At 41.2% G+C, this 14845-nt stretch carries 11 protein-coding genes; 8 read left to right on the plus strand and 3 right to left on the minus strand.

The genetic code is table 11. The features are described 5' to 3' along the window. The first annotated feature begins 33 nt into the window (after window positions 1-33). Window positions 34-1452 carry a TerD family protein gene (locus H6G86_RS22250; protein WP_190936132.1) on the plus strand — a complete coding sequence of 473 codons (1419 nt, stop codon included), beginning with the start codon at window positions 34-36 and terminating at the stop codon, window positions 1450-1452. A 68-nt stretch (window positions 1453-1520) separates the two neighbouring features. On the opposite strand, the gene H6G86_RS22255 is transcribed toward H6G86_RS22250, so the two are convergent. Next, complete coding sequence (locus H6G86_RS22255; protein WP_190936133.1) at window positions 1521-2027, minus strand: GNAT family N-acetyltransferase; 507 nt, start codon at window positions 2025-2027, stop codon at window positions 1521-1523. A 228-nt stretch (window positions 2028-2255) separates the two neighbouring features. On the opposite strand from H6G86_RS22255, the gene H6G86_RS22260 reads away from it, so the two are divergent. From H6G86_RS22260 to hetR, 6 genes are all read left to right on the plus strand, one after another. Then, a complete protein-coding gene (locus tag H6G86_RS22260) occupies window positions 2256-3302 on the plus strand; it encodes a zinc-dependent dehydrogenase (protein ID WP_190936134.1) in 1047 nt (348 codons plus the stop codon). Window positions 3303-3376: 74 nt separating this feature from the next. Beyond that, the gene (locus tag H6G86_RS22265; protein WP_190936135.1) at window positions 3377-3763 is read left to right on the plus strand and encodes a hypothetical protein; all 387 of its coding nucleotides are present in this window, start codon (window positions 3377-3379) and stop codon (window positions 3761-3763) included. A 51-nt stretch (window positions 3764-3814) separates the two neighbouring features. Further along, complete coding sequence (locus H6G86_RS22270; RefSeq protein WP_190936136.1) at window positions 3815-5107, plus strand: inorganic phosphate transporter; 1293 nt, start codon at window positions 3815-3817, stop codon at window positions 5105-5107. A gap of 860 nt (window positions 5108-5967) precedes the next feature. Next, a complete protein-coding gene (locus H6G86_RS22275; protein ID WP_190936137.1) occupies window positions 5968-8307 on the plus strand; it encodes an EamA family transporter in 2340 nt (779 codons plus the stop codon). Then, the gene (locus tag H6G86_RS39625; RefSeq protein ID WP_275941784.1) at window positions 8308-8430 is read left to right on the plus strand and encodes a hypothetical protein; all 123 of its coding nucleotides are present in this window, start codon (window positions 8308-8310) and stop codon (window positions 8428-8430) included. Window positions 8431-10559: 2129 nt separating this feature from the next. Further along, the gene (gene hetR / locus H6G86_RS22280) at window positions 10560-11459 is read left to right on the plus strand and encodes a heterocyst differentiation master regulator HetR (RefSeq protein ID WP_163930386.1); all 900 of its coding nucleotides are present in this window, start codon (window positions 10560-10562) and stop codon (window positions 11457-11459) included. Window positions 11460-11962: 503 nt separating this feature from the next. On the opposite strand, the gene H6G86_RS22285 is transcribed toward hetR, so the two are convergent. Further along, the gene (locus H6G86_RS22285; protein WP_190936138.1) at window positions 11963-12634 is read right to left on the minus strand and encodes a hypothetical protein; all 672 of its coding nucleotides are present in this window, start codon (window positions 12632-12634) and stop codon (window positions 11963-11965) included. 456 nt (window positions 12635-13090) lie between these two features. Here H6G86_RS22285 and rpsD point away from each other — a divergent pair, with 456 nt between their 5' ends. Further along, entirely contained in the window at window positions 13091-13699 is a 609-nt protein-coding gene (rpsD, locus tag H6G86_RS22290; protein WP_012408407.1) for a 30S ribosomal protein S4, read from the plus strand. A 120-nt stretch (window positions 13700-13819) separates the two neighbouring features. On the opposite strand, the gene moaA is transcribed toward rpsD, so the two are convergent. Further along, entirely contained in the window at window positions 13820-14806 is a 987-nt protein-coding gene (moaA, locus tag H6G86_RS22295; RefSeq protein ID WP_190936139.1) for a GTP 3',8-cyclase MoaA, read from the minus strand. Window positions 14807-14845: the final 39 nt, after the last annotated feature.

Genomic DNA, 14845 nt, shown 5'->3' on the forward strand with positions numbered 1-14845 from the left:
TAACAAAAATTAAATTTATAGGATGTATATGAAATGGAAATTGAATTAAGCAAAGGTGGTAGATTTAATCTTTCTAAAGAAGCTCCTAATTTAAAAAAAGTAGCTATTGGCTTGGGTTGGCAAACAAATCAAGCTGGACAAAATTATGATATTGATGCTTCCGTATTTATGTTAGAAGCGAATGCTAAAATACCCGATGAAAAATACTTCATTTTCTACAACAATCTGCAATCACTCGATGGTTCTTTAAAACACTCAGGAGATAATAGAACTGGAGAGGGTAATGGAGATGACGAGACTATTTATGTTGATTTGGAAAAAGTCAACCCAGCTATTCAGGAAATAGTTTTTGTTGTCACTATTCATGAAGGGCAAGAAAAAAATCAAAACTTTAGCCAAATAAAAAATGCCTTTATCAAGATTTACAATCACGAAAGCAAAAGTTCTCTGGCTCGTTATAACTTAAGGGAGGCTTTTTCTCAAGAGACATCTTTGGAATTTGGACGCTTGTATAAAAAGGACAATGAATGGAGATTTCAAGCAGTAGGAGAAGGATATAGTTCTGGGCTACAACGTTTTGTAGATAAATATATTGGAGAGACTAAACAAGAAAAAAGTCAAGAATATCCGAAAGTAGAAAGTGATAAAAAAGCCTATAAAAATCAAGAAAATATAGTATTAGATAAAAAGCTTGAACGTGAAGCACCACATATTTTTAATCTTACTAAAAAAGCAGATATATCACTTCAAAAAGTAAATCTGACCAATCATAAAGCTAAGGTTGTACTTTGTCTTGATATCTCTGGTTCAATGAGTTCGCTCTATTGCACAGGTAAAATCCAGAGGTTCGCTGAAAAAATTCTTGCTTTAGGATGTCGTTTTGATGAAAATGCCTCTATTGATATATTTCTATTCGGAGTTGAAACCCATAATGTAGGTGCAATGACTATTGAAAATTTTAAAAATTTTATTCCAAATCTACTAAAACAGTATCCGCTCGAAGGTGGTACTTACTATGGTAAAGCTATCAATATGATTCGAAAAGTTTATTTTCCAGTATCTAAAAAAGCGGGTCAAGAAAATACTACGCCCTTAAGTCAACCAGTTTATATCATGTTTGTTACAGATGGAGCAACATCTGACGAACCACAAACAGAACAGTATCTTAAAGAGTCTTCCTATGAACCTATTTTTTGGCAATTTATGGCTATTGGCAAGTCACGTAAGGATGCTAAGGGTAAAGGTATTTTAGGCTGGTTATCTCAAGCAAAGACAAGTGATTTTACCTTCTTAGAACGGTTGGATGAAATGAGCGATCGCTATGTTGATAATTCAGATTTCTTCAGTTTACAAGATCCAGAAAGTATAGCAGATCAAGAACTTTATGATTTACTAATGACTGAATATCCCAACTGGCTAAAACTAGCTAAAACAAAGAATTTATTACAATAAAAACTCCTGATTATAAAATAAATGTCTCTTTACGAAAACTCAATCACAATCATTGACAGGTTACGTTTTTAATCTGTGGGAATGTCAAGAATTCTAAGTCCCATGATTACTAAATCTCGTTCAAGGCTGTCAATTTCGGCAACTTTAGGTAAATGTCCCCAAGGTTGAAAACCAAATGTTTTAAAAAGGTTTAAACTAGGCTGATTGTGGGCAAAAATAAAGCCCAACAGGGTATTTAAACCCAAACTACGGCTTTCGCTAATTGCTTGTCCTAATAGTTGTCTTCCCAAACCACAGCGATGAAATTGAGGGGCTATATAAATACTAATTTCGGCAGTCTTATTATAGGCGGGCCGCCCATAAAAGGGTTGGAAACTAAGCCATCCAGCAATTACTTCCTCCACTTCGATTACCCAAAGTGGGCGTTGTGAAGGTGATCGCGCCTTAAACCAAAGAAGGCGACTTTCTACAGATATTGGCTCTAAATCAGCAGTTGCCATGCGGCTAGGAATTGCAGCATTATAAATTGCCACAATTGCAGGTAAGTCAGTTTCAGTCGCATGGCGAATAGTCATTGCTAGCGTCTCGAAGAAAATATTGAGAAAATATTTAAAAATAATACAGCGTTACGCAAGCCCTAATACACCCTTATCTCTTAGAAAGCTATTTGATTTACTCAGCAAAGAAATACTGATATACGCCTGTAAAATTCTATCGAGCTAAAACACAGAAATCTCAAATCTGATAGCTTAAAGTTCACCACTAATGTTACATCTAGTATCGTTGAGTGGGGAAAAACTAGCGTGAAAGCACAGGTATTTAGAGGCGTTAATCAACTTTCTTACGAAGATATCCCAGTTCCAACTGTGGAACCAGATGAAGTGCTGGTACAGGTGCGGGTTGTGGGATTGTGTCAGTCAGATATTAAGAAAATTCGTTATCCACTGTATGAACCGCCGCGCATTTTTGGACATGAAACTGCCGGCATGATCGCAGCTATAGGCAATAATGTCAAAGATTGGCAAGTTGGACAACGGGTAGCAGTGATGCACCACATCCCTTGTATGCGTTGCGCCTACTGCCTAAATGATAATTTCTCTATGTGCGATGTTTACAAAAACATCTCCACAACCGCAGGCTTTAACGCCAGTGGTGGCGGTTTTGCCGATTATGTCAAAGTTCCTGGACATATTGTGGAAAATGGTGGGTTGATTCCCATCCCGGATAATATCAGTTTTGAAGAAGCGAGTTTTGTAGAACCAACTAACTGCTGCTTGAAGGCGGTGAGAAAAGCTCAAGTTGCTCCAGGACAAACTGTATTAGTTACTGGTGCGGGGCCAATTGGGTTAATGTTTATCATGTTGGTGAAGTATTTCGGAGCAAAAGCGATCGCTACCGATTTACTACCCTCTAGAATTGATAAAGCCTTGAGTGTCGGTGCAGAGGCGGCTTTTGATGCACGCGATCCCGATTTACCTGCCAAAATCTCTGCCTTAACTGGGGGGCTAGGTGTTGATGTTACTTTGCTGGCTGTTCCCAGTGAAAAAGCCTTCTTTCAAGCACTTGATAGTACCCGCAAAGGCGGTAAAATCTTATTTTTCGCCGAATTTCCTGATGAGGTGGAAATTCCCATTAACCCGAATATCCTCTACCGTCGGGAAATCGACTTGATAGGCAGTTATAGCTCATCTTATCGACTTCAGAATCTTTCGGCTGACATTGTATTTAATCAGCGGATTGACGTACAAGCGTTGATTAGCGATCGCTATCCATTAAAAGATTTATCAGCAGCTGTTGAGCAAGCGATCGCACCCACACCGGATACTTATAAAATCTTAATTTATCCGTAAAAGGAAGATGGGGGAGTGTTAAAACTAGAATTTTAAAGCTCAGAGGTTCAACGATGAAGCTCAGAGGTTCAGCGATGAAGCTCAAAGGTTCAACGATGAAGCTCAAAGGTTCAACGACGAAGCTCAAAGGTTCAGCGATGAAGCTCAAAGGTTCAACGACGAAGCTCAAAGGTTCAACGACGAAGCTCAAAGGTTCAACGACGAAGCTCAAAGGTTCAACGACGAAGCTCAGAGGTTCAACGATGAAGCTAAAAGGTTCGACGATGAAGCTAAAAGGTTCAACGACGAAGCTAAAAGGTTCAACGACGAAGCTAAAAGGTTCAAAGTTTACCCTTAAGGGACTTCCAAATAAAAAAATACTCAGAAAACTGGCGAAAAAACTCTCTCCTCCTTATTCCTCTGTGTTCTCTGTGTCTCTGTGGTTTGTTTATTTGGATAATTTATTTCTTGGAAATCCCTAAAAACTCAAGTTTCATCCTCATCCCTCTCACTTTCCTCTTGTCCCCAACAAAATGCTTATTACCCTACTTTTCGTTGCTCTACTAGCTTTCTACGTCGCCTGGAATCTCGGAGCAAACGATGTTGCTAATGCGATGGGAACCTCTGTCGGTTCCAAAGCTGTCACTCTCAAACAAGCGCTAATAATTGCTGGGGTATTAGAGTTTACGGGTGCTGTGTTGTTTGGACATGAGGTAACGGAAACTCTCGCAACGAAAATTGCTAATCCCGCCTTCTTCGCAGCTACACCCCAAATATTAGTTACTGGGATGGTAACGGTACTAATATCCTGTGGTGTGTGGTTGCAAATTGCCACATCACGCGGTTTACCAGTCTCATCTTCTCATGCCGTTGTTGGTGCGATCGCAGGATTTAGTTGGGTAGCTTTAGGAGTAGGTGCAATTGATTGGGCATCAATTGGCTTAATTAGCATTGGCTGGGTTTTAACGCCGTTAATTAGTGGTGCGATCGCTGCTTTATTTTACAGTCAAATCAAGCACTGGATTTTAGATCAACCCAATCAAGTAGTGCAATTACAAGAATGGATTCCGTGGTTGAGTACTGCGCTGCTAGGTGTATTCGGCGTGATTGTATTGCCATCGCTGACTGAACCGCTAACTAATTTTGTAATTGAGCAAGTTGGTTTCAATATCCCCGCTTACGACATCCCACTGTTAACGGGTGCGATCACAGCAGTTGGACTCACAATCATTAGTTGGCGACAGTTACAAAAAACTGAAGAAGTGTTTCCCAATCCCCAATCCCCAGTCCCCAGTCCCCAGTCCCCAATTCCTAATCCCGTAGAAAGATTATTCGGTCGATTTCAGCTACTAAGTGCTTGCTTTGTTGCCTTTGCTCATGGTTCTAATGATGTGGGAAATGCGATCGCTCCTTTAGCTGCGATCGTTTACATCAATCGCACTGGCAGCGTACCTACAGATGGTCTTACCATCCCCCTTTGGATTTTAATCCTTGGTGGTGCTGGTATTGTTGGTGGTTTAGCTGTCTGGGGAAAAAAAGTCATTGCCACCATTGGCGAAAACATCATTGCCTTGCAACCTAGTAGTGGATTTTGTGCCGAACTTGCTACTGCTACCACCATCCTCATCGCCTCCCGGCTAGGTTTACCAGTCTCCACATCCCACGCTCTCGTCGGCGGTGTAGTTGGTATTGGACTAGTGCAAAATATTAAGTCGATTAAGTTCCAAACACTAAAAGGTATTGCTGCTGCGTGGCTAATTACAATCCCTGTGAGTGCTTTACTTAGCGCTGCCATTTTTAGCATCGCCCGAATTTTATTTCTCTAAGAATTATTAATATTTTCCTAACTTTTTCATCTACTAAATCTACTTAAAGTAGAACCTAGACTGCAAGAACAGCAAAAAAGCGTGTTTTTGCAGAATTGCTGCTCATTCATTAGAATGTTGTGCAGGGGATAGCGTAACTTTGAATTTCCACAGAAAGATACTTTAATCTCCATTTAGAGATATAAACTGTCACACAAGTTACATTCCACAGAAATTTACAAATAGTTTCGCAAGGCAGATAACTTTCCGCCTAAGAGGTTGTTTGAAAAGTGGTTAGTTGTGATTTTAGGCACTTATTGATCCCCCCTAACCCCCCTTAAAAGGAGGGAAACCGGAATCAAAGTCCCCCTTTTTAAGGGGGATTTAGGAGGATCTAAAACGTTTTGCTAGCAAGAAGAGGATTTTTTAAACATCCTCTAAGCACACGCATCTACAAGTCTTTGAGAATTACTATTGGTAGCAAAACAATAAATATTTATTTGGAGTGAGATTTATTTAAAAGTAAAAATCTCATTGGCAAATATTATATTGATGTACATGAAACGGATCAAAAATAAAAAAGGTGTCATTTCAAGCTAGTTACAGCCATACGACAATCTAAAATCGTTCGACTGAGGAAAACCGGAGTCCAAAATCGAATGGCTAAATACTTAATCAATGCTGAAAAAATACTGATTATTAAGCAGTAAGGTATATTTGGTGCTTTGCCAAGTTGTGTTCAGTATGACAGAATTACGTTGAAATGCGGAAGTGCTGTTAAAATTTTTAATTTATCTGACAAAATACAGGAAATTAGGATGAGCGCCAATAAAGCGTACCGGAAGCAGCTTTATCGTCAAGGTGTTAGAGGTTAGAAGCTAATGGGGCGATTCGAGAAGCAACCAGAAAACCCAAGAGTCAGAGGCGAGCTATCTAGAGCAGCAGAAAATGCTCTTTGGGCTGTAGTTGAAGACTTAGAAAATCTTCAGCAGAATGTCCTCAGAGCGTTGCAGGAAGATGTAAAGCGACTTCAGTCAGAAAAAAATCGGTTATCCGATGAGATTCAAGGCTTGGTAGAGGAAAAAGAGCATTTACAACAAGTGCGCCAAATCACCGAACAGCAAGTCTTAATTCGTCAACTGGCAGAAGTTCTGGCAAAACATATATCTTCACAACTGCAATCCTCTCTGGCAAATTTAGCGAACCAAAGCATAGAGGGTAAGTCTTACGAACAAGCTGCGCTGAAGTCCGCTGAAGTGAGCAGCAATGTAGTAGGTGAAATCAACGAAAAAGTCGAACACATGTTTGACAGCCTGGATGATACCGTTACTGTTACTTTTAACTCACTACAACAGGAGCTAAAAAACTATCAAAGTAATCTTTCCCAACAGTTGTCACGGATGTATAGCCAGCAACAGCAAGGGGAAACGATTTTGGCGGAGTTTGTTAACCGCCTGCATGGAGAACTAGAAAAAACTATAGAAGAAACTTCACGCAAACCAGCAGCAGGTACGCCTACTGTTTTGCAGTTTACTGAGCCAGAAAAAAACAATCCTTCTGAAACATCCCCGCCAACCTTTAGCGAAGTAGTAAAAAATTCCTCTGAGCCAATTTCCGCGATCCCGGATCAATTTTTAGAAGAAAGAGAAACCACATTAGAGCCTCCCGTTGTTAGAGAAAACACTGCGAACACAATTTCTGTCTCCATCAAAGACTTGTTGGAAAGAGAAATAACATCAGAGCCTCCCATTGTTAGAGAAAGCGCTGCGAACCCGATTTCTATCCCTAGCAATGACTTGTCGGAAAGAGAAACAACATCAGAGTCTCCTGTTGTTAGAGAAAACACCTCAAACCCGATTTCTGTTCCTATCAAAGACTTGTCGGAAAGAGAAACGACATCAGAGCCTACTGCTCCTGTAGTTCCGCCATCGCAGGAAAACGCTGCTGAACCCATTTCTGTCTTCAATAAGGATTTGTCAGAAAGCGAAACAACATCAGAGCCTCCTATTGTATCTGTGCCAAAGCCGGAAGCAATACAACCTCAACCTTTACGAAGAAGAAACGCTACTGAACCAAATTCTGTGATCCGCAGAGTGTCGCAGAGCAAACCCAAATCACCACCTTTGACTGCACTAGAGCCGCAACCGGAAGCAAAACCCCCAGAATCGCGATCGCGTAATTCCTCCGGTTTTTCGCAGTTGCAAGTCGGTTTCTTGTTGATTGTCTCATCGGCAGTGATATCGTCGCTTTATAACATAGCCATCAAGGTGATTTTCCACGAAGGTTCCCAAATTTTTGGAGTAGTAGATGTAGAACGCTTGCTACCGCCGACTTTGGGCAATACTCTGTTGATTTTGACGCTCCGGTTTATGGTAGTGGTACCACTGATGGTATTGCTATCTCCTATGTTGCATCCAACATTATGGCAAGATTTAGAAAACTTGGCCGCTTCAGTGCGAGGAAATCCCACAGCTGCTAATACAGCTACCAAGCGGATTTTGCTATTGTCGGTTGTGAGTGGGTGCTTTTTGTTCTTGTCTCAGGTGCTAATCTACATTGCGATCGCTCAAGTCACAACTGGAATGGCGATCGCACTGTTCTTTATCTACCCGATGGTTAGTGGGTTATTGTCGTGGTTTCTGTTCCGCGATCGCCCCACCACATTCCGTTTCGGTGCGATCGCTGTCATTTGCTGCGGTGAATTGTTAGTTTTAGGAGGTTCTCCCAACAGCAGTATCGGTAATCCTTCACTAGGAGGCAGCACCGCAATTCTTTCGGGCGTAGCTTTTGCTGCCTACATAATTCTGACGCGGGTATGTGCTAGCAAGCTGCATCCCGTGACTTTTACCTTAATTAACTTCGCTACCATGTTGTTGTTGAGTTTTATCTGCTTGATGCTACCTTTGCCAAGCAATTGGAACTTGATAGTTTTTGACTCCTCTAAGATGCTAGAACTGGTTTTAAGCGCATTTATCTTGGGTGTGCTGACTCTTGCTGGTTATTTGCTGAACAATGTTGGTATCAGTAAATTAGGTGCTTCGCGATCGGCAATTATCGGTGGTAGCATCCCAGTTTTAACCGTGATTTTTGCTGGGTTAATCATTCAAGAAAATTTAGAGATTGTGCAAATTCTGGGAGTGTTGTTAGTAACCTTTGGCGCTGCTGCTTTCAGCCTAGAAACGATGCGAAATCAGGTTAAACCCTCCAGTAACACGAATTAAATGGCGAGTTTAATCAGTTTGGGTGTAATGGGTGCTAGTTTACCTTCTATCACTTTCACCATCAATCCTGACGCTAATCCGCCCAAGATCCCCGAATTCTTTTTAGAATTCGGGGATCTTTAAGTTTTCACGGTTGATTTAGGACTGCCGGATAGGTGCAGATAATACCAATACTTGTCGGTTAAGGGGAAAATGGGGAAGGTGGGGCCCCCTCTGGGGATAAGGGGCGGGGGAAAGGGGAAAGAAAAAACCTTTAACCTTTTCCCCAAACCCAATTCCGAGTTAAAAATCCAAAACCCGAGCAGTATTGCAGATAATACTTAATACAATACGCTTGGGTTAAGGCTAAAAAGTAAAACTGGCGTAGTGGTTCATGTCATTAATTTTGATGAGTAGATAAATTTTTCAATTTCTCTTCTTCCCTTCTTCCTTCTCTGCGAGACGTTGCGCGATCGCGGTTTGTTCTCTTATCTCTCAAATTTAATGGGACACCGGTAGGTTGGGTTGAGGAACGAAACCCAACATTATTAAGGCTTTGTCGGGTAATGCTTACGCTCAACCAACCTACAAAATTTACAAAATCCGGTGATTAAGTATGTATTCCATGCAATTGAGAACCGCTCTAGTTGAGCGAAGAGTAATCAAAATAACTTGACTTGTAATATATTTTTAGCAATTTAGCCTGATACAGATAGGGAAAACACGTATATATAAGCAGTACGAGTAGTACTGACTCAAGCAATTGAGCGCAAGTACTTGCTCAAACAGGAAATTTGCAAGGAGTGAAGACCATTGCAGCATATTTTGGAACTAGAAGATGAAAAAGTAGTAGAAGGGTTGAGAGTAACCCGTTTTTTAAGGTACATGAATATATGGAGCGATCGCGCTCATAAAACAGCCAGTCCTTTTATCCTACGAAAAGCCCTGCGAGTAAGGCAGAATTCAAAATGCCTCGTTTGTATGTTTTTGAGGTTGACGAGATGGTATCTTTATTAATGCCTTTGTGTCCTCGTCAACTTAGTCTGCGTAGGCGTAGCCCACCGTAGGTATCGCCTAGATACTTAGAGAAAAAGGCTGATATCGTAGTCTTATGCGGATTCTTGTCTTTTTTTAGTAACAACTATCTACGCAATTACAGTCTCTCAAGCATATAAAACAGCGACATCAAAAGCTACTTTCAAGTAGCCGATGAATTAGTTAAATCATGGAATTTTAAAATTCTTTCATGAAAAAAATATAATTCCATTGAAAAACAATTTCTAAATAATCATCAGAGTGAATCCAATATGTTTTATTATATATATGCCTATTAACTAATTTTCCGTTGATTAACACGAGCCAAAAAGCCTCATGGCTATGCGATTCAGTCTGAATCAATCGCAGCTTTCTGTGTCAAATCATCAACACCAAAAGATCAATCAGATTTATATTTAAGAGTCAAAAGAGAAATATCATCAAACCTTGATTTAGTCAGAATATAAAATATTTAAATACTCATATTTTATAAACTTTAAAATGCATAATTTTATTCCAAAATCAAAAAACAATGGTATGATAAAAAGCGATATTTGAAAGAACAATAGGTACTTTAAAATTGGAATTAATTGATCTACTTGATGTCTACTATCTTCCCTCAAGCCAACGGCTTATACTGCCGAGACATCATAGGAGGTTGTGAACGAAATGATAGTTCCCAACGAGCCGTTTGGCTCAACCTCTGAATGTTGCTACACCTGGTAAGCGGTTGCTTTTGAGATTACTCCCAACTATCTCCGACCACCTGTGTACTACAAATAATTCACCAAAGCTGAATATAAAGCATCTTTTTCGAGTAACAAATACCCCAGATGAACTGCGCAAACTAGTTTTTACTCCGAGTCGGCATAGTGCCATAATTAGGTATAAGCAGTTTGATCTTGTTACTCTTGAAAGATGAGAATAATCCCAGAGAAGTTAAAAGCTTTGTAGATTATTTGCAACACAGTTAACTTTTGGGAAGTCAACCGCCGTCAAGCTGGACTTAGTGATATCTATAATTTTCCAGTCAGATGCAGAGACAGTTATGGTAACAACGACTAAATCTGCCTGTGTACTAGAAAATATGCGAAAATGGTAGTTTGCACTACCGCCGATTTCATGGTTATCGCATACTAATATAGTCTGAAGTGAAAAATCGGCTTCAGCCAGGTGTATACTACCTTATTCTCAATCGATTAAAAACTCTGTAAACGTGCTATTCAATTGTCTGTAATATGAGTAACGACATAGATCTGATCAAACGTCTTGACCCCAGTGCGATGGATCAGATCATGCTTTATCTGGCTTTTAGTGCCATGCGGACGAGTGGGCACAGGCATGGGGCATTTTTAGACGCAGCCGCAACAGCAGCAAAGTGTGCAATTTACATGACCTATCTAGAGCAGGGACAAAACCTGCGGATGACAGGGCATCTGCACCACTTAGAGCCGAAACGAGTAAAAATTATTGTAGAAGAAGTCAGACAGGCGCTAACAGAAGGCAAACTGTTAAAAATGTTGGGTTCTCAGGAACCTCGCTATTTGATTCAATTGCCTTACGTCTGGCTAGAAAAGTATCCTTGGCAACCGGGGCGATCGCGCGTACCTGGTACAAGTCTGACAAGTGAAGAAAAAAGACAAATTGAGCAAAAACTGCCAAGTAACTTACCAGATGCCCAGTTAGTTAGCTCTTTTGAGTTTCTGGATTTGATCGAGTTTTTGCACAGGCGATCGCAAGAAGACTTGCCAACCGAACACCAAATGCCTTTGAGTGAAGCTTTGGGTGAGCATATCAAGCGTCGTCTACTCTACTCAGGCACAGTAACACGCATAGATTCTCCTTGGGGAATGCCCTTCTACGCACTTACTCGTCCTTTTTACGCCCCAGCAGACGATCAAGAACGCACTTACATCATGGTAGAAGATACCGCTCGGTATTTCCGCATGATGAAAAATTGGGCAGAACGGCGACGAAATGCCATGCGCTTATTAGAAGAACTTGATATTCTCCCAGAAAAAATGGAGCAAGCTATGGAAGAATTGGATGAAGTTATCCGTGCTTGGGCAGATAAATATCATCAAGACGGTGGGATTGCAGTGGTCTTACAGACGGTTTTTGGTGAAAAAGAAGACTAATAGCACTACGCAAAACTCAAAAAGCTTACTTTCTAAGCTTTTCACCGCTTGTGTCCCTTACTTAAAAGTAGGGGGATGATTGGTTTATTTACATTGTCATACTGTACTAATAGTATAAAAGTCACAAAACTGCTTGTGACTTTTGTATTGTAAGTATTTAGTTTGCATAATTTGCAAGCGTAAAGCAATTATGACGGATTTTATTATATAGATATTGTTGCTTCAGTCAAGCTAGTTTTGACTCCAATAGGACTTACTCAAAACTACACCTAGGGGCAATATCCTACAAGTACTCTATTGTAGAACTCGTAGACTAAGCTTTGCGTCTACCAGAAAATATAGGTTTCGTCTACCAGAAAATATAGGTTTGGACTATTTTTTGTGTAAGCCCTCTACGAACTTGCTTACCTATAAATTTAAACTTGACAGACTAATAAGGTGGGCGTTCTAATGCCCACCCTACTAATTAACCTATATTCTCAGCAATTACAAAGCACTGTAGTTTAATTAGCGCCGGGTTGCGTTGGAACGGTCGGTTGCGTTGGAATAGTCGGTTGTGCAGGAACAGTCTGTTGCGTTGGAAATGGAACAGTCTCGATACTTGATCCCGCAGGAACGATGGTTGGTGGTGTTGAAGATGAAGCACCGATAACACTATCATCAGCACTAATACAAGTATCTAAGACTTGAGCAGGAGGAACATCGATTTGACTACGCAAGCCAACCACACACTGCCCAAAGCGCACGGGTAACAAACTACGTCCACAGTAATTTAAAACTGCCGGATTAGCTTCTTCTTTAGTACTTAAACTGACACCGACTACACAAGTTGCTAACTCTTCAGGTCGCCGGGCCTTCCTACAAGAAGAAAGTGCATCTGTCGCAGCAATTTGGGTTTCCTTATCAATTTTAACCACGCAAGCAGCCAAATCCGTTGGACGCAGTGCAGCTGCACAAGCTTGTGATGCCGCTTCTGCCGTTACGCCCACTTTTAGGAGACGACCTGCACAGTTACTATAATCATTGCTGTAGGAAGCAGCGATCGCTGGATTGGGTAAGATCGTTGTCAACCATCCAGCTATAGCCAAAACTGGTACTATTAAACTTCTGGAGGTGGAACTGGCTTGTTTGTTCTTACCTCTATTAACCGCTTTATTGCTCATTGACATTGCCATTCTCCAAACACCCAAAGTTATGCTAACTCAAATATTTTAAAAATCCTCTGTAATTCAATAATTTCAGCGTGAGCAAAGTTTAGACATAATTAATTATGCCAAAAATTGTGTTACTATAACTGTTTGAAAGATAAGTAGGCAACGTAAAAAGTATTTCAGAGTAAGAATACTGCGTATACCAATCTAATGATTGAGTAGCCTACGAAACTAAATAAAAACAAAAAACTTATGGGCAGGAGTACGGCGTGACAGGTCGGAATTCAGGCTTGGAGGCTAGTTTGTCGGTTTTACCGATTAAAAGCAACTGGCGCAAAAATCGATGCGTCTACCTTGGTGAGATACGTCTTATCTCGGTAAGCAGCTTCAAAAAACCAAGAATCCCCTGATTAAAAATTAGGGGAGTGTCAAAATGGAATGTTTCGGTAAAGTTTAAACAGGATTAGATTAAGGAAACTCATGTCCCGATATAGAGGGCCCCGCCTCAGAATTGTCCGTCGCTTAGGCGACCTACCAGGATTGACTCGTAAAAGCGCCAGACGCGCTTACCCACCTGGTCAGCATGGTCAGAACCGTAAGAAACGCTCTGAGTATGCCATCCGTCTAGAAGAAAAGCAAAAGCTCCGCTTCAACTACGGTTTGACTGAAAAACAATTGCTCCGCTATGTGCGGAAAGCCAGACGTGTTACCGGTTCTACCGGACAAGTGCTGCTGCAATTGTTAGAAATGCGCTTGGATAATACCGTTTTCCGCTTGGGTATAGCCCCGACTATCCCAGCCGCTCGTCAACTGGTAAATCACGGTCACGTAACTGTTAATGGTCGCGTGGTGAATATTGCCAGCTACCAATGCCGTCCTGGAGAAGTAATTGCAGTCAGGGATCGGGCACAATCACGGAAGTTGGTGGAAGCTAACTTGCAATATCCCGGTTTGGCAAACCTCCCCAGTCATTTGGAGTTTGACAAAAATAAGTTGGTTGGTAAAGTCAACAGTGTTATTGAGCGCGAATGGGTGGCACTACAAGTTAATGAACTACTTGTGGTGGAATACTACTCACGACAAGCGTAATAGTAATTTGTCCTTAGTCATTAGTCATTGGTCATTGGTCATTAGTTTAGGACTATACGCATAATCTACTAGTCTAAGCAAATGACGAAGGACAAATGACAAAGGACAAAGGACAAATGACTAACCACCAATTTGTGACATGGTGCGGGTATATGTACCGACAATCCCAGAATCGCGCCCTTTAAAGTTAATTTCTGGCTTCATTGCAAGCAAATGCCTCACCTGTTCTTGTAATTGAGTGGTGCTAGTGCCAGAACGCAGAGCAGTTTTTAAATCTATTTGACCAGTTTCATTCAATAAACAGGGACGCAGCCAGCCATCAGCACTCAGGCGCATCCGGTTACAGCGATCACAAAAACATTCTGACATCTGACTAATAAATCCTAGTGTCCCCTTCGCACCAGGAATTTTAAAGACCTCAGCAGGGCCAAAACCACGAACTTGAGATTCTGTCAAGCCCCAGCGATCGCGGATTTGTTGCCGTAAATCGGCTGAAGATACCCAACCGCGAACGCCAAACAAATCCACATTACCAATAGGCATGAACTCAATAAATCGAACGTGCCACTGTTTATCAATTGTCAGAGCAGCTAAATCTAGAATTTCGTGGTCATTAACACCAGGAATCACTACCACATTCAGCTTCAGTGGGTTGAATCCGACGTGGTGGGCAGCTTGAATGCCATGCCAAACTTGTTGCCAACGAGAACGCCCCTGATTACCGATAATTTGGTTAAAAGTGTCAGGATCAAGAGAGTCTAGACTGATATTAATTCGTCGCAGACCAGCATTGTAGAGGTTTTGTGCCATCGGAGCCAGCAAAAACCCGTTGGTGGTCATTGAGAGGTCTTGAGTTTGGGGTAAAGTTGCGATCGCACTTACCAAATCCACCACACGCGGACGCAATAAGGGTTCACCCCCTGTCAAACGAAACCGATTAAAGCCTACTGGAATAAATACCTCTTTAATTAAGGTGAGCAACTCCTCATCAGTTAACAGCTGTTGCTTGAGAATATAGTCCAGTTCTACTCCCTCTGGCATACAGTATTGACAACGAAAATTACAGCGATCTATTAAACTAATGCGGAGGTAGTCTACCTGGTTCATCGTTTTATTTTTATTCTCTCTGATCAATTAAAGACCTCA

The sequence above is a fragment of the Nostoc sp. FACHB-133 genome (assembly GCF_014698055.1).
In the GTDB taxonomy this organism is placed as follows: domain Bacteria; phylum Cyanobacteriota; class Cyanobacteriia; order Cyanobacteriales; family Nostocaceae; genus Nostoc.